The organism is Microbacterium sp. GXS0129, assembly GCF_044769785.1.
GTDB lineage: Bacteria > Actinomycetota > Actinomycetes > Actinomycetales > Microbacteriaceae > Microbacterium > Microbacterium nymphoidis.
In genome coordinates, this window is record NZ_JBIZVZ010000001.1 from 117,957 (window position 1) to 143,425 (window position 25,469).

Here is a 25,469-nt window from a genome sequence, read left to right on the forward strand (position 1 = left end):
CTCCGCGGCTCGTCTTCCCGCCTTCCATGGCTCGCCCCCTCACGGCGGTCCGTGCGGGGGCGACTGCGCCTCAGCGGCGGGATGAGACCGCGGCCTCGGTGCGACTGGAGACGCCGAGCTTGCGCAGGATCGCGGAGACGTGGACGCTCGCCGTCTTCGCGCTGATGAACAGGCGCTCTCCGATCTGCCGGTTGGTGAGTCCTTCGGCGATGAGGTCGAGCACCTGCTGCTCACGTGCGGTCAGCTCCGTGGGCGCGGCGGCGCCGACGGATTCGCCGGGACGTGTGACGCGTGCCAGACCGGCATCCCGGCTGAACGCGAGCACGCGCTGCTGCAGCGGTCGGTGCCCGAGCGCGTCGGCATACTGCGCCGCAACCATCGCGTGCTCTGCCGCCGCCGCGCGATCCCCATCCGCCAGATGCAGACGCGCGAGCTCCAGCTGGAGGACGGGGCGGAATATCGCGGGCACATCGTCGTTGTCGACGACCGGCAGCGCCGCGTTCAGTGCGGTGGCGTCGCCGCTCAGCATGGCGGTGAGCACCGTGTCCCAGTGCGGAATGCGCAGCGCTTCCGGTCGCGCGTTCCAGGCCGCAGCGACCGCCCGCGCGGTGTCGTCGGCGAGAGCCTGACGGCCGTCCACCCGAAGGTCGGTGACGACCCGGGCGCCCTCCAGCAGCAGCCGGGAGACCTGAGCCAGGTGCGGCCCCCGGTCTTCGATGACATCGGCGAGAACGCCCGCTGCCCGTGTGGGATCGCCGTCTCCGAGACTCACCAGCAGCTCCACGTTGCGCAGCGAGAACCAGACCTGGCGCTCGACCTGGGAGATGGCGGCGGCGACGGGACGCCATTCCTTCAGGAGGCGAGCGGCCTCCGCCATGCGACCGCGCCAGACCAGGATCCGGATACGCGACATGGTGGAGTACACCCGGAAGATCGGAAGCGTCCGCAGCGCGAGGTCGCGAGACATCGCCTCCTCCGCGCGGTCGATCTCGCCCAGTTCGATCAGCGGTTCGACGAGGTTGTGCGCCAGTACGGAGCCGGTGGCCCGTTCGACACCCAGGCGGCGCGAGTGTGCGACTCCGAGTTCGGCCACCTCGACCGCCTCGTGGAAACGCCCGAGATTGTGCAGCGCGTCCGCATAGTTGACGCGATACCGCAGCTGGGCATCGTGATCGGAGGCGTGCTGCCAGGAGAGGCGGAGATCGGCGAGGCCGGCGTCGACGTCGCCGAGGTGGATGCGGCTACAGCCGCGCAGGTTCTCCGCGACCGACATGGCGTTGTCGAAGCCAGCGGCCTGCGCGATGGAGAAGGCTTCGTCGGTGGTCTCGATCGCGTCGGTCAGCCGGGCACTGGTGAGGTAGCGTCCGCTGAGGTAGTTCAGGAGCGAGGCTCGCAAGCGGTCTTCACCTGGGCTGCCGTCCAGGACCGCCAGGGCCTCCCCGAGGGACTCCACGGTGCCGGTCTTCCCGAGATTCTGGAGGTAGAGGGCGCGATCACGCAGCAGCCGCGCGTGCACGGCCGGTTCGGCGGTCTGCGGGTCGAGCTCGTCAAGGGCGAGGGTTGCCACCGTGAGGGCACGTTCCGCATCGCCGCCATTGCGCAGGATCGATCCGAGACGCGCGAGGAAGGGAATGCGTTCGATGCCGGCGACATCGTCGGCATCAGGCACCTGGTCCCACAGCTCGAGTGCCAGCTCCCCGAAGCGTGCTGCCGTGGAGAACGCGTAGCTGTCTTTCGCCTGCTGCATGGCGTCCACGGCCGCGCGGAGAGCCTGTTCCGGAGCGTGCGCCTGATACCAGTGGAAGGCCAGGCTCGATGCCGCGCCGCCGGCTGCCTGGATCGCTTCGGCGTAGGCGCGGTGCAGGCGCGCTCGTTCGCCGGGGAGGAGATCGTCGTGGATGGCTTCGCGCAGCAGCGCATGACGGAACGCATAGCTCTCGTCGTCTCGCACCGTGAGGATGCCCGCGATCACCGCTTCACGCAGTGCTTCGTCCAGGCTCTCGCCACCGCGCCCGGAGACGGCGGCGAGCAGGTCGTGGGCGATTGCACCGTCGCATGCCGAGGCCAGCCGCACCGTGCGGCGGGCCTCTTCGCTCAGAGCGTCGAAACGGGCGAGGAGCACGTCGCGCAGCGTGTCCGGCAAGGGGCCCTCCGCGTTGCACACCAGCTCTTCGACGAAGAACGGCACGCCCTCGCTGCGCTGCACGAGGTGCGCGATCGTGGCGTCGTCGAGCGGGCCTCGCAGGCCCACCGCCAGCTCGCGCACGGCACCCGCGTCGAGGCGGGCGAGCGAGATCCGCTCCAGGAGCCGCGCGCGCTCGGACTCGGCGAGGAAGGTGCGAACGGCCCCGCCCCGGCGCACTTCGTCGGTGCGGCACGTGAGCACGAAGAGCACACGCCGGCCCGCGAGAGCGCGCAGGAGGAACGAGAGCATCGACAGCGTCGCGGCGTCTGCCCAGTGCAGATCTTCGACGATCACCACGACCGGTCGTATAGAGGACGCGGCTTCGAGCAGGTTGGCGATCGTCTCACCGAGCGCTTCCGGATGCACGGTGGAGCGGTCCAGAGGAGTGCCGGCGGGGTCGGGGAGCAGCAACTGGAGCGCGTTGCGGCTGGGGCCGGCGGCATCATCGGCGCGCTCACCGAGCTCTGCGAGCACACCGCGCAGGATCGCGGGAAGCGGGCCGAAGGGGGCGGGTGTGGAGCCGTAGTCCAGACACCAGCCCGTGAGCACGGTGGCGTCATCCGCGAGCCGCTGACGGAACTCCGTGGTCAGCCGGGACTTGCCGATGCCGGCTTCTCCGGCGACGAGGAGGGACGCGGGCTGGCCCTCTTCCGCGCGACGCAGCGCCTCGTGGAGAAGCGCGAGCTCGGCATCGCGCCCCACCATCTCCGATGCTGCGGTGGCTGACATGGGTTCATCATGCCAGCCGCCTCGGACATCGGATGGCGGGGCGATCACGCCGCGTGCGGGGTGCACTCCGCGAGCTCGCGTGCGGCTCGCCGGGTCGTCGGGGCGGTCGCGGGCGCCGTCCGCGCGAACAGCCGGCGCAGCAGACCCGGACGCGGCGCGAGACGCTCGGCGACGACGCGGGCGCGCTCCGCACGGATCACGGCCTGCTCCAGTTCCGCGGCGACCACGTACGGGTTCACGTAGGTGTTGAGATCCATGGCACTCTCCTTCTTCGGTACCCCTACGCTCCTCTCTGAGGAGGGGGTGCCTCATCGGGCAGATGACCTAGATCCGCGCCGCGGCACCTCAGATCCGGTGGTGTTCCGGTGGAGTCTCCGGCATGGAGCTCAGGCTTTTCCACGGCGCTCGCCGAGATGGCGCGGCGCTGCGCGACCTACTCTGACGGTGACGGGCCCGCGGCGGACGTCCGCAACGAGAGCCGAGATTCGGTGATTGCGCCCGGAAGGAGAGAGGCAGCGATGATGAAGGCAGCACGATTCCACGCCCGCGGCGACATCCGGATCGAGGACGTCCCGGAGCCCTCCTTGCGCCCGGGGGCCGTGGCCATCGACGTGGCCTGGTGCGGCATCTGCGGGACTGACCTGCACGAGTATCTGGACGGGCCGATCTTCTGCCCGGCGCCGGGGCACCCCCACCCTCTGTCGGGGGAGGAGAGCCCCGTCGTGCTGGGGCATGAGTTCTCCGGCACGGTCGCGGCTCTCGGCGACGGCGTGACGGACATCGCGGTGGGCGACTCCGTCGTCGTCGAGCCGTACTTCGTCTGCGACGAGTGCGCTCCCTGTCGTGCCGGCAACTACCACCTGTGCGAGAAGATGGGCTTCATCGGGCTGTCGGGAGGCGGCGGCGGCCTGAGCGAGCGGATCGTGGTGGACCGGCGCTGGGTGCATCCCGTCGGTGACATCCCCCTGGACCAGGCCGCACTCATCGAGCCGCTCTCCGTCGCCCACCACGCTGTGCGCCGTTCCGGTGTGCGTCCGGGGCAGGTCGCCCTCATCGGAGGCGCCGGACCCATCGGTCTGCTGGTGGCGGCTGTGCTGCACGCCGAAGGCGTGACGGTGATCATGAGCGAGCTCAGCGAGGCCCGAAAGCAGAAGGCCCGGGACACCGGTGTGGCCGATCACGTCGTCGATCCCTCTGAGGTAGACGTTCCCGCCCAGGTGCGGGAGCTCACCGGTGGCGTCGGGGCGGATGTCGCATTCGAGTGCACGAGCGTGAACGTGGTGCTGGACCAGCTCCTGGATGCGGTGAAGCCCACGGGAGTCGTCGTCAACGTGTCCATCTGGGGCAAGCCCGCGCAGATCGACATGCAGAAGCTGGTTCTGAAGGAGATCGATCTGCGCGGCACGATCGCCTACGTGCGCGATCACGCGGCTGTCATTCGCCTCGTGCAGGACGGAAAGGTCGACCTCGCGCCGTTCATCACCGGCCGCATCAGCCTCGACCGCCTGATTGATGAGGGTTTCGACACTCTCATCAATCACAACGAGACCGCGGTGAAGATCATCGTTCACCCGTGAGAGCACGAGGGGCGCGGCACCGGTCGGCGCCGCGCCCCTCGTCGTTCTCAGTTCGCGAGGCCGCCGGAGGCGTAACCCTCGATGAACTTGCGCTGCAGCAGCAGGAAGACGACGACCACGGGGATCGCCATGATCAGCCCGGCGGCGCTCACCAGCGACCAGTCCGAAGGCATGACCCTACCCGCCATCCGCGAGCGATGGGGGCGCGTCACCGGCTTCCTCGAGGAGGATGCGGCCGGAACGGATGACACGAGTACGCGGTGCTGTGCGCGCGCGGTGCCCTCGCTGCCGGCTCCGCCCTCACCTCGCAGAGCGTCGCGGCCACGTGGGCGGACGCGCTGCAGCACCAGAGTAGCGGGTTCCACGGTGCCGGCTTCAGCGAGATGATCGCGATCGCCAATCTCCGTGCCGGGCTGCAACCGCCGCAGAGCGGACAGCGAAACGCCGAGATGTGGAGTGACGGGTCCGCGATGCGCGTTGCCCCCATCGGCATCTACGCCGCGGGGGATCCCGACCTGGCGCGGCGTCTGGCCGCGGCCGATGCCGAGGTGAGCCACTCCCGCGACGGCGTCCTCTGTGCCCAGTCCGTGGCGGCCGGCGTCGCCGTCGCGATGACCGCCGATTCCATCGACCCCGTCATCGAGGCGATGGTCGACGCCCTGCCCACGGACTCCTGGTCGGCGCGCCTGGTGCGCCGTGCGCTGCGGATCGCAGAAGACGCCCCTGATCTGCTCGCCGCCGAGGAGGCGCTGTTCGACGAGATCCCGCTGCGCCACTACATCTGGGCCGATGTCGCGCCCGAGGCCGTGGCGCTGTGCGTCGGTCTCCTCCGTGCTACGAACGGCGGTCTCGACGTCATCGAATCGGGCGTCAACATCGGCCGCGACTCCGACACCATCGCCGCCATGGGCGGCGCCGTCGCCGGTGCGCTGCACGGGATGAGCGCGCTGTCCGCCGCGCAGGTGGAGCAGGTCCGCTCCGTGGCCGGCCGCTGCATCGCGGCGACCCGCGGCACCGACCTCATCGATCTCGCGGACGCGCTGGTGCAGCGCTCGATCACCGACCGGACCGGCCAGGAGGCGGCACGATGACCGAATCGATCACGATGGAACGCGCCGTACGCGCCGCCCACGGCCTCGCCCTCGGCGACGCGCTGGGTCTGCCCGCCAGCGAGCATCGGACGGTCCGCGATCCCTGGGTGCGATCCATGCTGCGTCAGGGCGCGAGCACCGTGTTCGACTACCAGACCCTCATCACCGAGCGGCTCATCGACTATGTCCGCTCAGCCGTGACGCACACCGGTGGCATCACCGCGATGAAGAAGCTGCTCGACTTCGCGGCCGTCTACGGCATCAAGTCCGGCATCCACGGGCCGACCGACATCTCGCCGATCGGCATGGCGGCCGCACTGCACCTGGACCTCGCGATCCACAACTTCGGCATCCAGGAGTACATGCCGCACAACGAGCAGACCCTCGAGGTCTTTCAGACGTCGTTCACGTTCGACCGCGGCTTCCTGCACCCGGGTGAGCAGCCCGGTCTGGGCGTCGAGCTCAACGAGAGCGCGGCGGCGGCCTTCGACTACACGAAGGCCTATCTGCCCGTGAACCGGCTGGAGGACGGCACCGTCCACGACTGGTGAGCCCCGCGGTCTCAGGCCGCAGGCGGTATCGGACGGGCGCCACCGGTGACGGTGATGCCGCCCGTCGGCGGGATGTCGACGGTCAGCAGACTCGGCCTGCCGACGTGCTCGCCCTGGTGGATGCGGATGACTCGATCCGCGGGAACGGCGTCGATGGCGCGCAGGTAGGCGCCGGTGGCCGCCGCGGCCGAACCGGTCGCCGGGTCCTCGGTGATCCGCCCGACCGGGAAGATATTGCGGGCGAAGAGCTCCGTCTCGGAGGGGCGGTGCAGCACCGTGATGGTGCCGGTCCACTCCTGCTCCGCCATCAGGCGAGCGACGGGCGCGGGCGCGAAGCGGAACTGGTGGAAGAGCTCGGCATCGCGAAGCACAATCATCGGGTGCCAGTTCCCGGCGAACGCCTCGCGCGGCGGATGATGCGGATCGAGGTCCGCGGGCTCGAGGTCGAAGAGTTCCAGGGTGCGGGCCAGCACGTCGCCGGCGAGCTCGCGCACCTGCGGCTCCACGCTGGTGAACGCGACCTCCACGCCGTGCTCCGTCGACGTGGCGACGACGGTCACGTCACCGGCCTGCGTCTCGAACGTCATCGGCCCCGGCCCCTGCCGCTCCGCGAGCACCACCGCGGTCGCGACGGTCGCGTGTCCGCAGAACGGCACCTCGGCACCCGGGGACCAGTACCGGATCGCGTATCGGCGCTCGCCGTCCACGACATCGCGCGCGCCGACGAAAGCTGTTTCGGGATAGCCGATCTCGGCGGCGAGGCTGAGCATGTCGGCGTCGCTCATCGTGCGAGCGTCCAGCACCACTCCCGCCGGGTTGCCGCCCTCGGGCGTCGCGGCGAATGCCGAATAGCGGAGGATCTGCGGCGAGGTCATGGGTCGAGCCTACTCAGGCGGAGGCTCCCGGTCGCCGCTCGGGCTGTGGTCTCAGAATCTGCCATCCGCCGCCGCCCGGTGTGCACTTTCTGAGACCGGTCGGCGGTGTGGTCTCACCGGATGCTGCGAAGCGGCGGGCGTCGTGCACTTGCTGAGACCAACGGCTCACGATGTCCGGGCGTCCTCCGCCACCTGGAGGGCCAGCTCGCAGAACATGGAGTCCGCCCACGAGAACCACGGGCGGGAGAACTGCGACGGATCATCGACATCGACGCTCTCGTGGATGTGACCGGTGCCGCCGTCGGAGGCGGCGATGAGATCCAGCATCCGGACGCGCTCGTCGGCCGTTCCCACCAGGCCCTGGACCGCCAGTGCGATCGGCCACACCCGCCCCGGAAGGGAGTGCGGGCTGCCGATACCCCGCAGCATGCTCCCGCTGTACCAGTAGGGGTTCGCCGGGCTGAGGATCACGGCGCGCGTGGCCTCCCAGACCTCGCGGTCGATCAGGTCGGGTGCGATGAGGGGCAGGGACAGCAGCGAGGGAGTGTTCGCATCGTCCATGATGAGCACGCCGCCGCGCCCGTCGACCTCGTATGCGTAGATCGGCGCGCCCTCCGGGCCTTCGACGATGCCGTGCACGCGCACTCCGTCGCGAATCTCGGCGGACAGCGCCTCGGCGGCCTCCGCGAGTCGCGCATCGTCGAGCACGTCGCGAGCGATCTCGGAGATCGCGCGCAGGGCCTGCGCCGCGAACAGATTCGCGGGGATGTTGTACCCGTAGGTGCACGCGTCGTCCGAGGGACGGAACCCGCCCCACGTCATGCCGGTGCGCGCGACTTCGGACCCGCGCCCCTCCCGGATCAGGGTCTCGGTGGGGATCGTGGTCGAGCGCTCGAACCGGTATGGCGAACGATCGTGGTCCTGCTCGAGACGGAGCTGGGCGACGATCGTCCGCAGCACCTGATGCAGATCGTCGTCGATGAAGGCGGTGCGGCCGGTGCGCTGCCACAGGGTGTGCGCCAAGGTCGCGGGGTAGCAGAGGCTGTCGATCTCGTACTTCTGCTCCCAGACGTTCGGATCGTCGCAGACATCCCCCGGGTCGTAGTGCGCGCCGGTCGGCCCGTCGTTGAAGGCGTTGGCGTAGGAGTCGTGCGCGATGAAGCCGAACTGCCGGCGCACTACAGCCTCGACCAGGTCGGCCAGCTGCGCGCTGCGATCGAGGTAGCGCAAGTATGGCGTGAGCTGGGTGGTGGAATCGCGCAGCCACATCGCCGGGATGTCGCCCGTGATGATGAACACGCGGCCGGACTCATCGAAGCCGACGGTATCGGTCAGGGTGCGCAGCAGCGCTGCCTCGACCAGATCCCCGATGCGCGCACCGCTCACCCGCCGCGTCTCGTCTGCGGCGCTGCGGACGATCTCCCGGGTCTCGGCATTCGGAACGAACGGGATCCTGGTGCTCATCGAGTGCATCCTCCACAGTCTGTCATCGCATTATGGCCGGGACCGTGCGCCCGTGTCGCCTGACCGCGAGACTTCCGTCTGCGGGCGAGAACCCGCGCAACCCGGCGATTGTCGCCCACGGTGGAAGTCTCGCGGCGGATTCGGCGACGTCCGTAGGATGCACGCATGTCCTCCGCACCCGGCACCATCGACCTTCCCGACCCTCGCCAAGGGGGCATCGACCGCTACAGCGTGGCGATCATCACGCAACCCGCATCGCTGACGGAGCTGCTTGCCGCGGTCGTGCGGATCGGCGAAGGGCAGCAGGGCCGGACTTTCGCCCTTCTCGATGATGCCAATCAGTGCCTCTACACCAGCGGTCACGCCATCAATGGGCATGACCTCGATACCGGAGTGACGTATCCGGAGGACGATTCCGCCGCGGCGGTCGACCAGTATGAGGCGGAGCTGTTCGCCGCCGTGCTGTCGGCGTTGCGGGGGTCCGACCCTGAGGCGGCGTGGGCGAGCATCCCGGAGGGGTTCGCGACCGACGCGGGTGACATTGACGCGCTGGTGTCGCTCCATCGCGACCCGTCCCCGTTGCTGGAGGCGGCGCACGTGGTGCAGCGGGTGCCGGAGGCGAGCGTCGACGGCCTCCTGGCCGACGTTCCCAACGGATACTTCAGCGGCGACTGGACACCGTTTCAGAGCCTCGCCGTGACACGGCGCCTGCATGAGCGCCACGGGTACGAACCCTGGGCGATCGGGGCGCGCACCCTCGCCTTCCACCGGCCCGTGGATGCGCCGGCGCTCAACGTCGACGCCCTGATCGCCGACCTCCAGCACCTGTATGGACAGCCGGAGGCCCCCGCCTGGGGCGAGCTGGCGGAACTCCTGCGTTCGTCGACGTTCCTGGTTCTCGGCTACACCGAGGACTTCGCCGAACTGGTGACGGTGGTCTGACCTCGCGGCGGAGTGATTCGGTGATTCTCGACGGTTGAAGGAATACCCCCCTAGGGTATATGGTTGACCGAGAGGTACCCCGGTGGGGTACGGCTACGCAGATGAAGGAGAACGAGATGACCACCACGAGCGAGTTCCAGGTGACCGGCATGACCTGCGGGCACTGCGAGATGGCGATCCGGTCCGAGGTCGCTCAGATCCCCGGCGTCGACGACATCGACGTGAGCGCCCAGACGGGCAAGCTCGTCGTGTCGAGTGCCACGCCGCTCGATGACGCCGTGATCCTCGCCGCCGTCGACGAGGCGGGGTACGAGGCGGTGCGCATCTGATGAACACCCCCGCGCGCCTCGGGCTGTACGGCGCCGGTCTCCTCGCGGTGTTCGGCGTCGCATTCGCCGCCGGGGGAGTCCTGGTGCCCGATGCAACCGTCGCCGCCTGGCAGCACAGCGCCGCCCACGGCGCCACCCATACCCCCGACCCTTCCGCCAGCACCACACAGGAGGCAGATGTGAACGGCACGTCCATCGCCCAGGCCGGCTTCACCCTCAGCGAGATCCAGGCTCCCCTCACCGTCGGCGAGGAGGGCACGCTCTCCTTTGCCATCGTGGATCGTGACGGAACGGCGGTCACTGAATACGAGCGTGCGCACGGCAAGGACCTGCACCTCATCGTCGTCCGCAGTGACGGTGCCGGCTATCGCCACGTGCATCCGATCCTCGACGCGACGACCGGCACGTGGTCGCTGCCCTGGACGTGGGAGCGCGCCGGCACCTATCGCGTGTACGCAGACTTCACGAGCGGAGACACCAGCGTGACGCTGTCGCGTTTCGTGACCGCCGGCGGCGAGCTCACCCCGGAGCCCCGCACGAGCGTCGTCACCGACACGCGGGTCGACGGCTTCGACGTCTCCGTCAGCGGTGAACTCGTCGCGGGGGCGGCGAGCGACCTCACCATCGACATCACCCGCAACGGCGCACCCGTCACCGAGCTGGAGCCCTACCTCGGCGCGTTCGGCCACCTTGTGGCGTTGCGGGACGGCGATCTCGCGTACTTGCACGTCCATGCGCACGGGGAGGAGCCCGCGCCGGGCGAGACCTCGGGGCCCACGGTGAGTTTCACCGCGCAGGCTCCCACCGCCGGCCGCTACCTCCTCTACCTGGACTTCCAGGTGGCGGGAACGGTTCACACGGCCGAGCTCGTGATGGACGCGGTCGCCGGTACCACGGACACGAGCACGGATGCCGGCCATGGCGGTCACTGATCGGATCATCGGCGGCACGTACGAGGAGAAGGAGTCATGACGGATCTGCAGCAGGCCGGGTCCAGCGTCGAGCTGGAGATCGGCGGCATGACCTGCGCTTCGTGCGCGATGCGCATCGAGAAGAAGCTGAACAAGCTCGACGGTGTCAGTGCCACGGTGAACTACGCCACCGAGAAGGCGAAGGTCACCGCGCCCGCGGGGTACGACCCCGCCCTGCTGATCGCGGAGGTTGAGAAGACCGGCTACACCGCCGTACTTCCGGCCCCGCCGCGCGGCGATGACCCCGTGAATGACGCGGAAGCCCCGGATGCGGAACTCACCTCCCTGCGTCACCGGCTGATCGGCTCGATCGTGCTCACGGTGCCGGTCATCGCGATGGCGATGATCCCGGTGCTCCAGTTCACGTACTGGCAGTGGCTGTCGCTCGCGCTCGCGGGACCGGTCATCATCTGGGCGGCGTGGCCGTTCCACAAGGCCGCGTGGATCAATCTGCGTCACGGCGCCGCCACGATGGACACGTTGATCTCGATGGGAACGCTGTCGGCGTTGCTCTGGTCGCTGTACGCGCTGTTCTTCGGGACGGCTGGTGTCGCCGGGATGACGCACCCGTTCGAGCTGACCGTCGCGCCGAGCGATGGCGCCGCGAATATCTATCTGGAGGTCGGCGCCGGCGTCACCATGTTCATCCTCGCGGGCCGCTACTTCGAGAAGCGGTCCAAGCGGCGGGCGGGTGCCGCCCTTCGAGCGCTGCTCGAGCTCGGTGCGAAGGACGTGGCGGTCATCCGTGGCGGGGTGGAGACCCGCATCCCCACGACCGACCTCACTGTCGGCGACGAATTCGTCGTGCGGCCGGGGGAGAAGATCGCCACCGACGGCGTGATCGTGTCGGGCAGCTCTGCCGTGGATGCCTCCATGCTCACCGGGGAATCGGTGCCGGTGGAGGTCGCGGAAGGCGATGAGGTCACGGGAGCCACCGTGAACGCGGGTGGCCGTCTCGTGGTGCGAGCCACGCGGGTCGGATCCGACACGCAGCTCTCGCAGATGGCGCGACTCGTCGAGGATGCGCAGTCCGGAAAAGCTGAGGTCCAGCGCCTCGCTGATCGGGTGTCGGGCATCTTCGTACCGATCGTGATCGCGATCGCAGTCGGCACGCTGGCGGCCTGGCTTGGCGCGGGATTCCCGGTGTCGGCGGCGTTCACGGCCGCGGTCGCGGTGCTGATCATCGCGTGCCCCTGCGCCCTCGGCCTCGCCACCCCCACGGCGCTGCTCGTCGGCACCGGGCGCGGTGCGCAGCTGGGCATCCTCATCAAGGGGCCGGAGGTGCTCGAATCCACGCGGAAGGTCGACACGATCGTGCTCGACAAGACGGGCACCGTGACCACCGGCCGCATGACCCTCACCGATGTGCTCCTCGAGGAGGGCGTCGAGCGCGCCGAACTGCTGAGGCTCGCGGGAGCGGTGGAGGACGCCTCCGAGCATCCGATCGCGCAGGCCGTCGCGAAGGCGGCCAGGCAGGAGCTCGGCGCGCTCCCCATCGTGGAGGGCTTTCAGAACCTGGAGGGCACGGGCGTGCAGGGCATCGTCGATGGTCACGCGGTGATCGTCGGCCGGACCTCCCTGCTCGCCGACTGGGCCCAGTACCTCTCCGCAGACCTCGCCGCGGCGAAGGAGACTGCCGAGCGACAGGGCAAGACGGCGATCGCGGTGGGGTGGGACGGGGAGGCCCGCGGCGTGCTCGTGATCGCGGACACGCTCAAGCCCACCAGCGCCGAGGCCATTGCGCAGTTCCGTGAGCTCGGGTTGACCCCCGTGCTCCTCACTGGCGACAACGCGGCCGTGGCCGCGCAGATCGCGGCGGAAGTGGGCATCACCGAGGTGATCGCCGAAGTGCTGCCGCAGGACAAGGTCGACGTCATCACCCGCCTCCAGAAGGAGGGCAAAGTCGTGGCCATGGTGGGCGACGGTGTCAACGACGCCGCAGCGCTCGCGCAGGCTGACCTCGGCCTCGCGGTGGGGACGGGAGCCGATGTCGCCATCGAGGCCTCCGACATCACCCTCGTGCGTGGCGACCTGCGCAGTGCCGCCGATGCCATCCGGTTGTCGCGGCGCACGCTCGGCACGATCAAAGGCAACCTGTTCTGGGCGTTCGCGTACAACGTCGCGGCCATCCCCCTCGCCGCCCTCGGCCTGCTGAACCCGATGCTCGCCGGAGCCGCCATGGCGTTCTCCAGCGTGTTCGTTGTGGGCAACAGTCTCCGTCTCCGGTCCTTCCGGAGTCGAGCGACCACCGCCCCCTGAACCCCATCTCTGCGAAAGGAACCCCATGTCCGACTCGTCCGCAGCCTCCTGCTGCAGCATGCCCGCTCACGCCACCGTCTCCGCCGACGGGCGCGTCGATCTGCTGGCGACCTCCGGTGACCACGTCGAGTGTCCGGTGATGGGGGGCACCGTCGTCCCCGCGCAAGCGGAAGCGGCCGGCCTGTTCCGCGACTACGACGGCACGCGGTACTACTTCTGTTGCGCCGGTTGTGCCCCGCGCTTCGACGCCGACCCCGCGCGCTACGCGGCGGCCGCGTAACGCTCGCACAACGCACGAGACCCCTGTCCGGTTCCTTCCGGGCAGGGGTCTCGTGCGTTCCGGTGTGCGGGGCGCCGCGGTCGAGCCGACGCGACGAGGTCGCGGCAGGACCGGGTTGCGTGGGAATACCATACCCCCCTAGGGTATTGAACGAAGCGAAGTGAATCTCGATCGAACGGAGCACCGGTGACCACGTCATCCTCAACAAGTACTGCGCGGTGGTGGGGGCTCGCCCTCATCGCCCTCGCCCAGTTCATGGTGATCATGGACTCATCCATCATCGGCGTGGCGTTGCCGCGCATGCAGGCCGATCTCGGCTTTACGCCGCACACCCTGTCGTGGGTCTTCAACGCCTATGTGATCGCGCTCGGCGGACTGCTGCTGCTCGGCGGCCGCCTCTCGGATCTCTACGGCCCTCGTCGCATGTTCGCCATCGGCTGGGTGGTTCTCGGAGCCGGCTCGCTGGTCGCGGGATTCGCCGGTGACGTCACCGTGGAGCTCATCGGGCGGGTGCTGCAGGGGATGGGCTCCGCGCTCATCGCCCCCGCGGCACTGACGCTCCTGATGATGCTCTTCGGCTCCAATCCAAAAGAACTCACGAAGGCGATGGCCTTCTATGGTGCGGCGGCTCCGGCGGGCGGTACCGCCGGAGTCTTCCTCGGCGGGGTGATCACCGAGTTCGCGTCGTGGCCGTGGGTGTTCTTCATCAATGTGCCGATCGCGATCCTTGTGTTGCTGGTGATGTGGAAGGCGCTGCCGGGTGGCAGGCTGGGCGCTCGCGGATCCGTCGATGTGATGGGCGCGCTGACTGTCACCCTCGGTCTCGCAGCCCTGGTCTACGGCATCGTTCGCGCCGAGGTGGCGGGCTGGGGCTCGGCCGAGACCTGGATCGCCATCGGCGGCGGCATCGCGCTGCTCGTCGTGTTCGTTCTCGTGCAGCGCTCTCGTCGCGAACCTCTCATGCGCCTGTCGATCTTCCACGCAACCAACCTCGGCGCGGCCAACCTCGCCCAGGTGATGCTGGGTGCCGCCTGGATCCCGATGTGGTTCTTCCTCAACCTGTATCTGCAGCAGGTGCTCGGCTTCTCGGCGTTCCCTGCCGGAGCGGCCCTGCTGCCCATGACCGTGCTGATCATGATCGGCATGATCGTGCTCGCACCGCGCATCATGTCCACCCTCGGCCCGAAGGTCCCGATCGTGCTGGGCTTGATCATCCTGGCCGCCGGTCTCGGATGGATGGCGTTCATCCGCCCGGAGGGGAACTACTGGGTGGATGCGTTCGGTCCGTCACTCGTGGTGGCATTCGGTCAGGCGCTGGCGTTCATCCCGTCACTGCAGATCGCGATCTCCGCCGCTCCGCCGCAGGACGGTGGTCTCGCGTCCGGAATCGTCAACACCAGCTACCAGGTCGGCTCCGCGCTGGGGCTCGCCGTGGTGTCGGCCATCGCTGCCGGATTTGGCGCGGGAGAACTCGGTGACCCGGTGGCCCTCACCAGCGGGTACTCGGCTGCATTCATCGCCGCGGGGGCGATCGCGCTGCTCGGTGCGGGGGCCGTGGGAATCTTCTTCCGCGGGAAGAGCTCTGTCGGCGCGGTTTAGTTCACTCGACGGCGGGCGGGGGATGCTCTCGCCCGCCGTCGGCGCTGGGCGGGGGTTGTGGTGCGGTTCGCGGTGGTCGACGTGATGGGTTGGGATCCCGAGCCTCACTCCGCCGGGGCCCGGCGCCTTCCGCCGACGACATCGGTTTCTCCGGCACGGCGCTCCGACCGTCGCCGCCTGGTGGCGACGCTCCACCGGTCCGCGCCCGGGAGGGCGAGGATGAGCGCGGACAACACCACCATGATCGGGTACTGGCTGATGAGCTGGTCCGAACCCCAATAGAGCATCAGCGTGCCGATCGAGAGGAAGGCGACCCAGCGGGGGAAGAAGCCGATCAGGAGGGTCACCCCGAGCAGCAGTTCGAGGAGGGGGATCGCGATGCCCATGAGGGCGGGTGCGCCCTGCATGATCGCCTCCACGGGCGGGTACCACCACGGGGTGCGCGAGTTGCCGCGGGTGCTGTCCGCCACGAGCAGGATGTCTGCGGCGCCGAAACCCGACCGGTACTTCACGAACGCCTCCGCGAACCAGAGCGCACCGACCGCGACGCGCGCCGCGATGGCGATCACCATCGCGGCGCGGCCGCTGAGCTGTCGGACGTTCACGACAGTGCTGCCGCCCCGAAGACGGCCTTCGCCTTGTCGCAGTGGATCACCACGTCGGTGTACTTGCTGAGGTCGACGCCGGAGAGCATGAACGTCTGGTCGGCCTGGTCGAAGGCGACCTTGTCGATCATCATGCCCGCCGTCACCGCTGCCTCGTCCGTGCCGTTGGTGAGGTAGACGTGCAGGTCTGGTCCTTCGTCCGAGGAGAATCCGGACAGCGTCAGCTTTCCGTCCTCGACCGTGACGGTGCCGCTGACCATCTTGTCGTTCAAGCCCATGAAAGTCCCGGACTTCATCATCGCCGAGCTCTCCATCGTGCTCATGGCGGTCGGCTCGGAGGTGGACATGTCCGATCCGGAATCCGCCATGGACGTGCAGCCGCTGAGGCCCGCCGCCAGGACGATTGCCGCGGCCGCGGTTCCCAGTGCCATTCGTGTACGCATCAGATGCTCCATTCGTCTGTGTCCCGGGCATTCGTGTGATGCCCGTGGGCAACGCTAGGAACGGGCCGCGCCCCGCGGGGCAGTTCTTTCAGGACCGTAAGGAACGGTCGGATCGGGTGATCGGCGGATTATCGTCGTGGTCATGGATGCGGCTGAACGGGTGATGGTGGTGGAAGACGACGCCGCCGTGCGACGTGCCGTGGTGCGGTATCTCACCGAGACCGGCTACGCGGTGTCTTCGTTCGACAACGGCGTCGCCGCACTGGCGGCGCTGGAGCGTGAGCTGCCGGATCTGATGGTGGTCGACCGTATGCTTCCGGGGCGCAGCGGCGACGAGATCGTGCGCGACGCCCGGTCGCGCGGCGACATGCCGATCATCATGCTCACCGCACTCACCGATGTCGACTCACGCGTTGAGGGGCTCGAACTCGGGGCGGACGACTACGTCACGAAGCCGTTCTCCCTGCGCGAGTTGACTCTCCGCATCCGTGCGCAGCTTCGGCGCGCTCACGCGGCTACCGAGCAGCCGGCTACGTTCCGGTCGGGCGAGTTCGCCATCGACCCTGCTCGACACCGCGTGTGGCTGCGTGGTGAGGAGATCCTGCTCAGCGGGCGCGAATACGAGCTGATGCTGTTCCTCATGCAGCACCCGCACGAGGTGCACTCCCGAGACCGTCTCATGCAGGAGGTATGGGGCTGGGGGTTCGGCGATGCGTCCACGGTCACGGTCCACGTGCGGCGGCTGCGGGAGAAGATCGAGACCGACCCGTCCGCGCCCCGATACCTGCGGACGGTGTGGGGCGCCGGCTACGAGTTCGTGCCGGATGGAGCCGAATCATGATGGTGCTCGCGCCCGCGGACGTCGCGGTGATCGCCCTGACGAGTCTCGCGTGCACGGCGGGCGTGGCGGTGCTGGCGCTCCTGCTCCTGCGACTGCTCCGGCGTCGACCCCTGCTCGTGCAGGTGGTCGTGATCGGCGTCGCCGGAGTCGCAGCCACGGTGGCATCGGTCATCGCGATCTCCGTGGAGATGTATCTGTCAGAACACGATCTGACCGTGCTGATCTGGGTCATCGTGATCGCGGCCGTGTTGAGCGTCATGCTCGCCTGGGTGTTGACGCGATCGCTGCGCCGCTCGATCGCGTCTGTATCCCGAGAGATCCGCCAGGTCCCCGCGGAGCAACCGGAGCCCGTCGAAGCAGCGGGGGCGGCGGAGCTTGCTGGTCTGCAGACGGAGCTGGCACTGGTGGCCGCGCGGGTACGAGACGCCCGCACAGAACTGGAGGAGCTCGACTCCGCGCGCCGACGGTTCTTCGCGTGGATCTCACACGACCTGCGCACACCCCTGGCCGGGCTGCGAGTGGTGGCCGAGTCGGCGGAGCTCAGTCCGCACGAGGATGTCCGCGCACTCGCGCAGAGCGTCGGCGCGCAGACCGTCGGCATGACGCGGCTCGTCGACGATCTCTTCGAGCTGTCGCAGCTCAGCTCAGGGCAGCTGGTGCTGCGGACGCAGCAGGTGGATCTGCATGACATCGTGTCCGACGTCGTCAGTGAGATGCGCGCGGCAGCTGATCGTCGAGGGGTGCGGATCGAAGCGCGGGGCATCGGCGGGCAGACGCTGTGGGCCGACCCTCGGGGGCTGTCGAGGATCGTCACCAACCTGGTGGCGAACGCCGTCCGCCACGCTCCCGAGGGATCCACAATCCTCATCACGGCGACGGACGTGGACGACTCGCTCGTGCTCGGCATCCTCGATGAGGGGAGCGGCGTCGCGAGCACCGATCTGGACCGCATGTTCGACGTGGGCTGGAAGCAGGACGATGCGCGTGGATCGGGCGATGCGGAGGACCTCCCGCAATCCTCCGGCGCGGGTCTCGGCCTTTCCATCGCGCGCGGATTCGCGCGCGCACATGGCGGCGACGTCACCGCTGAGAACACGGGCGAGGGGTTCCGGATGAATGTCGAGCTGCCGCGAAGGGCGCCGGGGCGGGAGCGCGCGCGAGGCTGAGGCTCGTTGCCGGAGTTTGCAGTTGCCTCCGCAGTCCATGGTCAATAGTCGTGGCGTGTGCGTCACGACGGATGGTTGCGAGACACGCACACGATGGGTCCGGGTGTCATCATCTGTTCGGAGTCGAGCAATGTTCCTGTGGGCAGTTCGGTCAAGCCTGGTGACAAGGTGGAGTAAACCCTCACTCCGGAGCGCCGTGGTGATGGTGTGGTCAAGGGCGCGACTGTGGCTGACGACATGTTAGAGGTGTCTGACCGGAACAGATCAGATCTTGTCGGGACATGATCGGATGGGTGCCCAGCCAAGGCACACAGCGGGGCGTCGTTGGCGATCCTCACACTCCCTCGGGGACGCTGACGACGCCCCGTTTCGCTGTCCCTGCGCATGTTCGGCGGGCAGCCCTGGAAGAGCTTTCAGATGCTCACCAACTCGCCATCCTCGATGGCGATGCCCCGATCGAGGAATGACGGAGATACACGGGCCAGCTCTGCCGACACGGGAAGAGGTTGAGAACTGCGCCGAGGCTCCCACATGACGTCGGGGCGGCCTTCACGCTCCGTCACCCAAAAAGGGACGGGGGCGGAAACTTCAAGCAGACGCACCTCGACGAGTGCTGCGATGGCATCAAGCCACCGAGACGATGAGGTATCGGGTGCTTCAGCAGAGAGCAGGACCTTTGTCACAGGGTCGGCGGACGCGAGCTCATCGTTCAACTGAAGGAACCGTCGATACGCCTGTGCGAAGTGTCCGTCATCATCCGCTCTGATGATTTCAGCCGCCGCTCGCGCAGCAGGTGAGCGCCCCTCTGCCAATACCGGAATCCATTCAATGCCGATGGCGGAGGCGACTTTGTCTACGGTGGATGCGGTCGGATCGCGGCGCCCGTTCTCGATCATGCTGAGGTTGCTCGAGGCGACGCCGGAGCGCTCCGCAAGTGCACGAAGGCTCATGCCCGAACGCCTTCGTGCACGCCGCAATGACGCTACGATTCCCATCTCGCGTAACCTCCAGATTATCTAAGACGATAACTCGCCTCGCGTGTGTTGTCGAGGCGATTGGTAGATGGCAATTGGTCTCCGGCTTCTCTGTGCGGGTCTACTCAAGGGCGTCGTTCCGGGCCAGGTCGCAATGTCTGCGCCTTGGCTTGTCGTCCCATTAGTCGCGAATGTCCCTGGGTGGTGGAATCATCCAAGGCTGGGCTGCAGGGGGCAGCTGGTCCAGGGTGCCGGTGCAGACCACGCCGTCGCTCAGAATGATGCCCTGGCTCATCCCAGAGTGCCACGCGACGTAGGCCGCGACATCTGAGCTTCGCGTCTCGAGGCGACCCGCGGCCTGGGTCAGCAGGCTTGCTTGAGGGAGCGAGTACATGAAATCGAGTGAGTCCCCCGTGATGGTGCGGTGGTTCGAATGGATGAAGGTCTCGCCCAGAGCTCCGTCTGGGATGAGGTCCGAAGGTTCCATGTTGCGTTGAGCGAGCCATTCGGCGATGCGGGTAATCGGGTAGAAGCGTAGCCCCGCGACGGTCAGTGGTTCTAGCGGGGTTGATGCGGTCGCGGGATGGAGCATCCGCTGAGGGAGCTCATCCGCGACGAGGAAGAGAGGCAACGTGAGTTCAGTCATGGTTCACTATGCGCGGTCTGGCGCTATCGTCGTGCCGGTACAGCTTCGTGTGCTGAAAGTAAAGGATCTTGTACTGTGTGCGATGGGTAAGTTGAGTGGGCTTGATGGGTGGTGGTTCCGGACCCTGACCTGACGAAGCTTCGCGCGATTCTCAATGTTCGGCGACACGAGGCGGGGCTGACTTGCGAGCAGCTATCGGAGGCATCGGGGCTAAGTCGCCAGACGCTGCTAAATATCTCCTCTGGTAGGTACCACGGGGATCTGCGTTCCTGGTTGAAGCTGAGTCGTGTCTTCGATATCTCGATCGATGACATGCTCCGAGATGTCTGGCTTGAATCCCACTGACTCAGAGCGCCCAGTCTGCCATCGTAGGGCGCTGCGTTCCCATGTGTCAGTCGTTCGAGCATGCTGCTTGGCTTAATGCCCTCCAGTGGTGACATGCTCAGCAGGAATCTGAGTTGGTTGGATGGCAGCAAATACGCCGAGGCGCGACTCGACCACCGTTACCGCGAGTAGAGGATGCAGGGGTGACAGGGTGGTCATGGGGTCGCGGTGCCTTCGACAGCTCTCGGCTAGGGGGCGAGCTGGAAGGCGTACGCCACTTTGGTACAAGATGCTGTACCGCCCGCGCATGGTGAGTTGTCGGGCGAACCGTCCCGAATCCCAGCGCAACAAGAATCTTGGTAACCGATGAACCTGCTTCACAACACAACGAACCCGCTGACCGTCAACCCCACGGGACCGTCTTGGACTGATCCTGCCCTGCTGCGAGCCGCAGCTCGGGCGGCCGACCAGCACGCTGTGCGCGGCACGGTCACGTTCTACGACGACGGCAACACGTGGAGCTTCAAGGCGATGATGAGCAGCAACCGCTGTGAGCGCCCGTTTCCTGTGATGCTCGCTTATCTTGGCGACGAACCCCGGCTCTTCGCCGAGGTATTCTCTACTGTTGGTGACGTCTTCGCTCCTATGAACGGGAGTTAATTCGCCGTGAGTCACACGCGCCGAGAAGACTCACCTCCACCGACCGACCGCGCTGAATCGCCATTGACGGATTGCGCGGTGTGAGCCCCGATGCAGGCAGGCGATGAACATGACAGCTCTTCCAGACGCTGTTGCTCGTTGTGCCCATGCGACGTCGCCGGACCGGACCATGAGAGAACGGCGAGGTGCTGCAACCAAGGAATCGGCGGGCTTGAGCCTGAATCGCGTTGGAGAGTCGCGAAGGCGCCGAGGTTGCGCTGTTCAGGTCCTGTCCGCAACTAGCACCGGGCGAGCAAGTAGTGCCTGAGTAGATTCGCAAACGTCGACCACAGACGCTATCACCCGCGCACGTGTGATAGGTGGCTGCCGTTGCCAACTTCTCACCGAGTCGCCGTCGACAACTCGCCCTTGCATCGCTCGCGCTGTTTGCGCGACTGCGAATCGCGCCGCTTCGCCCGGACTGGGGAGATCAAATCGTCGCACTGAATCGAGGTGCCACTCGATGTCCTCGCCTTCAAGCATCAACTCCATCGCGACAAGCTCGGACAGTACAGCAGGGTCAGACGGAAAGCTATGCCCGATCATTCGTTGACTCTCCTGGGCGGGGTCTGCCCATGCGCTGTCGCGCACATTGTCCAGAGAACCGATCAGGACGATCTTAAATCGGTCGAGCCATCCGTGCGCCCAGAACGTGCGAACCCACTCGCCATAAGGTCCGTTGACGCGTTCACCGATCGACGCGAAGGGCATCACACCAACCTCGAGATGGGGCACCGTGAGCCGAAGCAGTTGGCCCACAGCCACCGGGTCTAGAAGGTGATCGCGCACGTCACGGTGCCGACCGGAGCGTTTCACCGCCGCCTCAGCGCCCTCGCCAACCAGTAGCGTGGACGGTTGAGGAGCTCATTCTCAGGTCGAGCACCTTGCTGAAACCGACTTCACGTATCAGGGTGGTAGTCGACAGCCCGTCATCGATGTCCCGAAGCGCACGCTCTGAGATGTATCGCATGGGTGACGATCTCATAGCCTGGAGTTGTCTGCAACTGTTCTGTCTGATGCAGGGTGACCGCGTGATGGATATTGCGCGCGCAGCAACCGCGACGTCCGTGAGCGGCAGGACGTCTGCGTAAGAGAACGGCCCTTGCTCCGTCGACGCGGGGCCGCCGCGGACCGCGTCGGCGCGTATGCGTGGGCGCCCCACCGCGGTCGACGCGCAGGTGCACCATCACGGACCGGATTATCGGCCAGTCCTCGTCTGCGGCTGACCGCGTTGCGCGAGTTCCTCCCCGCTCCGACCCTGCCCATCGTACTTGGGCAGCGCCACTTTCGGTGGTATGGGCCCTATTGTGCGGCGAGGGCGGCGGTGGGCGGAAGTTTCGCCGCACGGATGGCGGGGTAGAGGCCAGCGATGGCACCGATGATGAGGGTCGCGCCGATCGCTGCGATGAATAGGAGTGGCGGGATGGAGAGGAGCCATCCGTTTAGGTGTGCGAACACTGCGGTGACGAGGAAACCGATGGCACTGCCGACGACTCCACCGAGGAGAGAAAGTAGGAGAGCTTCGGTGAGGAATTGTATGCGGATGTGCGCACGAGTGGCGCCGAGGGAACGTCTGAGTCCGATCTCGCGACGGCGTTCGAGGACCGAGATGATCATGGTGTTCGCGACTCCGATTCCGCCGACGAGGAGCGCGACGGAGCCGAGTCCGACGAGGAGGCCGGTGAATGCTTGATCGGTGGCGTACTTCGCGGCGAGTGCGTCGGATGGGCGGCTCACGGCGATCTGTTCGGGGTTTTGCGGGTTGACCGATGCGCCGAGGAGGCCTCGGACGGCGCCGACATCTTCATCGGTGGAGCGTTCGTACACGGTGGTCGGTACACCGTCCCAGTTGAAGAGTGTGCGCGCGTTGTCTGCACCGATGAGCGCAGCGCTGTCGAGCTCGGGGGCGAGCTCGACAGGATCGAGGATCCCGATCACGGTGTGATAGGTCCCTCCGATGAGGATCTGAGTGCCTGGCTCGGTGATCCCCAGACGTTTTGCCGCGGTGGCGCCGAGGACCACGGCCGGGAACGTGCTGGTGGCGTCGTTGAACCACGTGCCAAAGCGTACGGATCCGCCAACCGTGTCCGGGAGTGACAGGTCGGCAACGATGGCGCTGAGCCCGGATGTCTGCGCCGGGTCGATGAATTCGCTGCGGTAGACGGAGATCTTAGGGAGCGCGCTGGTCGCCGCGACGCGTTCAACGTGGGGGATTCGTGCGATGGATCCGGCTGCGGTGGGTGGGAGTTTGGCGGCCTCGCCCGCGAGATCCTTGTTGGCGCTCACAGTGAGGAGGTTGGTGCCGAGTTTCGCGAACTCGGCGTTCAGACGGGCCTGCCCTGAGGTGGAGAGTCCGACGACGGCGATCATCGCGGCGATTCCGATGGCGATGCCGAGCGCAGAGAGAACTACGCGGGTGGGGCGGGATCTGAGCGCATCGGCACCGAGGGCGAGTGCATCGGATGGGCGGAGCCGCGAGCGTTGCCGAGAAGTCATGATGTGATCTCCATTGGTGCGGGGAGAGTGGCGGGGTTGGTGGAGTCATCGATGATGAGGCCATCCTTGACGCGAATGCGGCGCGGGAGTCTGTCCGCGAGGGCATTGTCATGTGTGATGACGACGACGGTCGCTCCTGCGGAGTTGAGTTGGAACAAGAGATCCACGATGCCTTCGCCGGATGCGGAGTCGAGGTTTCCGGTTGGTTCGTCGGCGAGCAGCAGGGTGGGGGAACTGGCGATCGCACGAGCAATGGCGACGCGTTGGCGTTCACCGCCGGATAGCTGGTGTGGCTTGTTCTTCAACCGGTGGGCCAGTCCGACCGCCACGAGCGCCTCTTCGGCTGTGGCGAACCGTTCGGATGAGGGGCGGCCCTGGTAGAGCAGCCCATCGGCGACGTTACGCAGCGCTGTGTGACCGTCAGCGAGGTGGAACTGTTGGAAGACGAAGCCGAGTCGGTAGGCCCGCAGCGCTGCAAGGCGGTCGTCGGAGAGCATATTGAGGTCCTCCCCGTCAATGATCGCTTCGCCGCTGGTGGGTCGGTCCAGGGAGCCGAGGATGTTCAGTAGGGTTGATTTTCCCGATCCGCTGGGGCCGACGATCGCAACGAACTCGCCGGTGTCGATCTGGAGGGTGACGCCACGCAGAGCCTGCACGGGTGGGGCCCCGTAACTGCGGGTCACGTTTCGGAGTTCGACGACGTGGCTCATTCTGGCACCACCACATCATCGCCTGCCTTTAGGCCACCACCAGTGATCTCCACATACCCACCGGAATACCGTCCCACCTCAACCGGCACCCGTGTGATCTTCGTGTTCTTCTCCACCTCAACGCCGAAAGCGCCGTCGCCGAGCGAGACGAGCGCCGCGACCGGCACCTGGAGGACGCTGTCTTCGCTGTGATGCGCGAGCGTGAGCTGCGCGGACAGCGGCACCAGGCTGGCAATCGCCGCCGGATCGTCAGCGGTGACAGTGATCGGAATGACGAGCTTCGTTGAACCGGTGGACTCATCCTTCTTCTCCCTCGGAGAGTCGACCGTCGCGATCTTTCCGGCCGCTGTTACGCCGTCGGGCAACCCGATCGTCACCGCACCGCCCACCGCAAGTTGCTCGCGATCCGCGACGGGGACATTCGCCGACACGATCGGGGTGGAACTGCTTGCCGTATACAGGGGCGCACCAGGTGTAACCTCCGTGCCGATGCTTGCTTTCTCGTCACCGACTCGGACGTCGCTGTCGGAGAAGACGATGCCTCCGCGGGGGATCACACCGCTCTCTTCCAGGCCGTTGGCCTTCTGCCAGGCACGGATCGCCTGAGACGTCGCCCAGGTGAATTCGTCATCGATGGTTCCGTCGAAGAACCCCAGATCGGCGAGATTCTGCTCCAGCTGTCGTACGTCGGGCCCGTCTTCCATACCGCTCGTGAAGTCCCGCCACGCCGGCAGTGCCCCGCGCATCATGAGGACCGGTACGTTGTTCACCCGGTAGAGCACCTGCCCGGGGGTCACGACTGTGCCCGGGGCAGGAAGCTCGGTGAGCACCCCACCTAGCGTCGTCAGGAAGTCGTGCGTCCCCTCGAGCCCGATCGTTCCCGGAACCCGCAGCGAGGACGACAGCGGCGCGTTCTTCACCGCCTCCGTGTGCACCATCGGTCTCTCCGCGACCGGTTCGGCGGCGGTCGGGGACAGCGCCCAGACCGTGGCTCCGCCCCCGACGAGCATGACCGTGACGATCGCTGCCGCGATCACGAGGTTTCGTTTCCGTGTCGACATGGCGTCAGCCGCCGAACGAGATGCCGCAGGCCTTCAGCGCCGCATCGGACGCCCCGGTCGGGATCTCCATCGGCTGCCCCAGCTTCGGATCATTCACCGTCAGCCCTTGGTCCCGGAGACACTTCGCCGTCTTCAACTGGTCATCGAGCACCTGCTGGTCGCTTCGACCATCATTGGTCGGCGGGGTGCCCAACTTACTCGTGCAGGTCTCCATCGCAGACAGGTAGGCCTGCTGGTCGCCCTGTGGGAGGGAGAACGACGTCCCGCCATCCTCGTTCTTCGGATCGGGCATGTCGATGCCCTCGCCGCGCATGCAGGCAGCGAACTTCAACTGCCAGTCGAACAATGCGTCTTCCCCCTCCGCGCCGGACGCCATGTTTGAAGAGGAGCCAAGATTGCTTTCCGACGGCGCAGGCGTTGACTCAGCGGACCCACTGGTACACGCAGTGACTCCGACCAGCAGCACAGCCCCGAGGACAGCTGCGGTGACAAGGCGTGAGCGGCGGGTGGCACGGGGACGAACTGACATGGGATCCTCCATCGAATCGGTGTGTTTCTGTCAGTCCACGAGAAGCCGCATTGCGATCGCGTAAGCCTGATCTTTATCTTTCTCAAACGAGCATCGTGATGGACTGGGCGTACCCATCGCGGC

27 protein-coding genes are annotated in these 25,469 nt (G+C 67.1%); 13 read left to right on the plus strand and 14 right to left on the minus strand.

Going from position 1 to position 25,469, the window contains the following annotated elements:
* Window positions 1–70: 70 nt before the first annotated feature.
* Together ACIQJ5_RS00555 and ACIQJ5_RS00560 are read right to left on the minus strand one after the other, a co-directional pair.
* Window positions 71–2,914, minus strand: a complete 2,844-nt coding sequence (locus ACIQJ5_RS00555; RefSeq protein WP_402839749.1) for an AAA family ATPase — start codon at window positions 2,912–2,914, stop codon at window positions 71–73.
* 44 nt (window positions 2,915–2,958) lie between these two features.
* Window positions 2,959–3,171: a hypothetical protein gene (locus ACIQJ5_RS00560; protein WP_231090960.1), complete on the minus strand. Its 213-nt coding sequence runs from the start codon at window positions 3,169–3,171 to the stop codon at window positions 2,959–2,961.
* 264 nt (window positions 3,172–3,435) lie between these two features.
* Between ACIQJ5_RS00560 and ACIQJ5_RS00565 the strand changes: the two genes are divergently transcribed.
* Entirely contained in the window at window positions 3,436–4,491 is a 1,056-nt protein-coding gene (locus tag ACIQJ5_RS00565; protein ID WP_231091395.1) for a 2,3-butanediol dehydrogenase, read from the plus strand.
* A gap of 47 nt (window positions 4,492–4,538) precedes the next feature.
* Here the strand turns inward: ACIQJ5_RS00565 and ACIQJ5_RS00570 are convergent, their stop codons facing one another.
* Window positions 4,539–4,664, minus strand: coding sequence for a hypothetical protein (locus ACIQJ5_RS00570; RefSeq protein WP_402839752.1), 126 nt, complete (start codon window positions 4,662–4,664; stop codon window positions 4,539–4,541).
* A gap of 87 nt (window positions 4,665–4,751) precedes the next feature.
* Between ACIQJ5_RS00570 and ACIQJ5_RS00575 the strand changes: the two genes are divergently transcribed.
* Both ACIQJ5_RS00575 and ACIQJ5_RS00580 read left to right on the plus strand, forming a co-directional pair.
* Window positions 4,752–5,582 carry an ADP-ribosylglycohydrolase family protein gene (locus ACIQJ5_RS00575; protein WP_402839754.1) on the plus strand — a complete coding sequence of 277 codons (831 nt, stop codon included), beginning with the start codon at window positions 4,752–4,754 and terminating at the stop codon, window positions 5,580–5,582.
* 14 nt (window positions 5,583–5,596) lie between these two features.
* Window positions 5,597–6,133, plus strand: coding sequence for an enolase C-terminal domain-like protein (locus ACIQJ5_RS00580; RefSeq protein ID WP_402842000.1), 537 nt, complete (start codon window positions 5,597–5,599; stop codon window positions 6,131–6,133).
* A gap of 11 nt (window positions 6,134–6,144) precedes the next feature.
* Here ACIQJ5_RS00580 and ACIQJ5_RS00585 read toward each other — a convergent pair whose 3' ends face one another.
* Window positions 6,145–7,008, minus strand: coding sequence for a PhzF family phenazine biosynthesis protein (locus ACIQJ5_RS00585; protein ID WP_402839757.1), 864 nt, complete (start codon window positions 7,006–7,008; stop codon window positions 6,145–6,147).
* A gap of 165 nt (window positions 7,009–7,173) precedes the next feature.
* Window positions 7,174–8,472, minus strand: coding sequence for a glycoside hydrolase family 125 protein (locus tag ACIQJ5_RS00590; protein ID WP_402839760.1), 1,299 nt, complete (start codon window positions 8,470–8,472; stop codon window positions 7,174–7,176).
* 165 nt (window positions 8,473–8,637) lie between these two features.
* Here ACIQJ5_RS00590 and ACIQJ5_RS00595 point away from each other — a divergent pair, with 165 nt between their 5' ends.
* The 6 genes from ACIQJ5_RS00595 (at window position 8,638) to ACIQJ5_RS00620 (ending at window position 14,852) form a co-directional block, all read left to right on the plus strand.
* Complete coding sequence (locus ACIQJ5_RS00595; protein ID WP_402839763.1) at window positions 8,638–9,414, plus strand: hypothetical protein; 777 nt, start codon at window positions 8,638–8,640, stop codon at window positions 9,412–9,414.
* Window positions 9,415–9,530: 116 nt separating this feature from the next.
* Window positions 9,531–9,743 (plus strand): heavy-metal-associated domain-containing protein, encoded by a 213-nt coding sequence (locus tag ACIQJ5_RS00600; protein ID WP_402839766.1) that lies wholly within the window; start codon window positions 9,531–9,533, stop codon window positions 9,741–9,743.
* Window positions 9,743–10,675, plus strand: a complete 933-nt coding sequence (locus tag ACIQJ5_RS00605; protein WP_402839769.1) for a heavy-metal-associated domain-containing protein — start codon at window positions 9,743–9,745, stop codon at window positions 10,673–10,675. Before ACIQJ5_RS00600 ends, ACIQJ5_RS00605 begins: the two co-directional genes overlap by 1 nt.
* Window positions 10,676–10,711: 36 nt before the next feature.
* Window positions 10,712–12,973 (plus strand): heavy metal translocating P-type ATPase, encoded by a 2,262-nt coding sequence (locus tag ACIQJ5_RS00610; RefSeq protein ID WP_402839772.1) that lies wholly within the window; start codon window positions 10,712–10,714, stop codon window positions 12,971–12,973.
* A 25-nt stretch (window positions 12,974–12,998) separates the two neighbouring features.
* Window positions 12,999–13,253 (plus strand): YHS domain-containing protein, encoded by a 255-nt coding sequence (locus ACIQJ5_RS00615; RefSeq protein ID WP_402839774.1) that lies wholly within the window; start codon window positions 12,999–13,001, stop codon window positions 13,251–13,253.
* Window positions 13,254–13,439: 186 nt separating this feature from the next.
* Window positions 13,440–14,852 carry an MFS transporter gene (locus ACIQJ5_RS00620; RefSeq protein WP_402839776.1) on the plus strand — a complete coding sequence of 471 codons (1,413 nt, stop codon included), beginning with the start codon at window positions 13,440–13,442 and terminating at the stop codon, window positions 14,850–14,852.
* Between the two features lie 104 nt (window positions 14,853–14,956).
* On the opposite strand, the gene ACIQJ5_RS00625 is transcribed toward ACIQJ5_RS00620, so the two are convergent.
* Together ACIQJ5_RS00625 and ACIQJ5_RS00630 are read right to left on the minus strand one after the other, a co-directional pair.
* A complete protein-coding gene (locus ACIQJ5_RS00625) occupies window positions 14,957–15,457 on the minus strand; it encodes a hypothetical protein (RefSeq protein WP_402839778.1) in 501 nt (166 codons plus the stop codon).
* Window positions 15,454–15,900 carry a DM13 domain-containing protein gene (locus tag ACIQJ5_RS00630; protein ID WP_402839779.1) on the minus strand — a complete coding sequence of 149 codons (447 nt, stop codon included), beginning with the start codon at window positions 15,898–15,900 and terminating at the stop codon, window positions 15,454–15,456. The genes ACIQJ5_RS00625 and ACIQJ5_RS00630 overlap by 4 nt, the downstream gene beginning before the upstream one ends.
* 142 nt (window positions 15,901–16,042) lie before the next feature.
* Here ACIQJ5_RS00630 and ACIQJ5_RS00635 point away from each other — a divergent pair, with 142 nt between their 5' ends.
* Together ACIQJ5_RS00635 and ACIQJ5_RS00640 are read left to right on the plus strand one after the other, a co-directional pair.
* Entirely contained in the window at window positions 16,043–16,741 is a 699-nt protein-coding gene (locus ACIQJ5_RS00635; RefSeq protein WP_402839782.1) for a response regulator transcription factor, read from the plus strand.
* Window positions 16,738–17,907, plus strand: coding sequence for a sensor histidine kinase (locus ACIQJ5_RS00640; protein WP_402839785.1), 1,170 nt, complete (start codon window positions 16,738–16,740; stop codon window positions 17,905–17,907). Before ACIQJ5_RS00635 ends, ACIQJ5_RS00640 begins: the two co-directional genes overlap by 4 nt.
* 413 nt (window positions 17,908–18,320) lie before the next feature.
* Here ACIQJ5_RS00640 and ACIQJ5_RS00645 read toward each other — a convergent pair whose 3' ends face one another.
* Both ACIQJ5_RS00645 and ACIQJ5_RS00650 read right to left on the minus strand, forming a co-directional pair.
* On the minus strand, window positions 18,321–18,902 hold the full coding sequence (locus ACIQJ5_RS00645; RefSeq protein WP_402839787.1) for a helix-turn-helix domain-containing protein: 582 nt from the start codon (window positions 18,900–18,902) through the stop codon (window positions 18,321–18,323).
* A gap of 160 nt (window positions 18,903–19,062) precedes the next feature.
* Window positions 19,063–19,527: a hypothetical protein gene (locus ACIQJ5_RS00650; protein ID WP_402839790.1), complete on the minus strand. Its 465-nt coding sequence runs from the start codon at window positions 19,525–19,527 to the stop codon at window positions 19,063–19,065.
* Between the two features lie 111 nt (window positions 19,528–19,638).
* Between ACIQJ5_RS00650 and ACIQJ5_RS00655 the strand changes: the two genes are divergently transcribed.
* Window positions 19,639–19,872 carry a helix-turn-helix transcriptional regulator gene (locus ACIQJ5_RS00655; RefSeq protein WP_402842003.1) on the plus strand — a complete coding sequence of 78 codons (234 nt, stop codon included), beginning with the start codon at window positions 19,639–19,641 and terminating at the stop codon, window positions 19,870–19,872.
* 345 nt (window positions 19,873–20,217) lie between these two features.
* Complete coding sequence (locus ACIQJ5_RS00660) at window positions 20,218–20,511, plus strand: hypothetical protein (protein ID WP_402839793.1); 294 nt, start codon at window positions 20,218–20,220, stop codon at window positions 20,509–20,511.
* Between the two features lie 261 nt (window positions 20,512–20,772).
* Here ACIQJ5_RS00660 and ACIQJ5_RS00665 read toward each other — a convergent pair whose 3' ends face one another.
* From ACIQJ5_RS00665 to ACIQJ5_RS00685, 5 genes are all read right to left on the minus strand, one after another.
* Window positions 20,773–21,261, minus strand: a complete 489-nt coding sequence (locus ACIQJ5_RS00665) for a hypothetical protein (RefSeq protein WP_402839796.1) — start codon at window positions 21,259–21,261, stop codon at window positions 20,773–20,775.
* A 591-nt stretch (window positions 21,262–21,852) separates the two neighbouring features.
* The gene (locus tag ACIQJ5_RS00670; protein WP_402839798.1) at window positions 21,853–23,046 is read right to left on the minus strand and encodes an ABC transporter permease; all 1,194 of its coding nucleotides are present in this window, start codon (window positions 23,044–23,046) and stop codon (window positions 21,853–21,855) included.
* Window positions 23,043–23,729, minus strand: a complete 687-nt coding sequence (locus ACIQJ5_RS00675) for an ABC transporter ATP-binding protein (RefSeq protein ID WP_402839801.1) — start codon at window positions 23,727–23,729, stop codon at window positions 23,043–23,045. The genes ACIQJ5_RS00670 and ACIQJ5_RS00675 overlap by 4 nt, the downstream gene beginning before the upstream one ends.
* A gap of 23 nt (window positions 23,730–23,752) precedes the next feature.
* Window positions 23,753–24,586 (minus strand): peptidoglycan-binding protein, encoded by an 834-nt coding sequence (locus ACIQJ5_RS00680; RefSeq protein ID WP_402839804.1) that lies wholly within the window; start codon window positions 24,584–24,586, stop codon window positions 23,753–23,755.
* Between the two features lie 235 nt (window positions 24,587–24,821).
* Complete coding sequence (locus tag ACIQJ5_RS00685) at window positions 24,822–25,193, minus strand: hypothetical protein (protein WP_402839807.1); 372 nt, start codon at window positions 25,191–25,193, stop codon at window positions 24,822–24,824.
* Window positions 25,194–25,469: the final 276 nt, after the last annotated feature.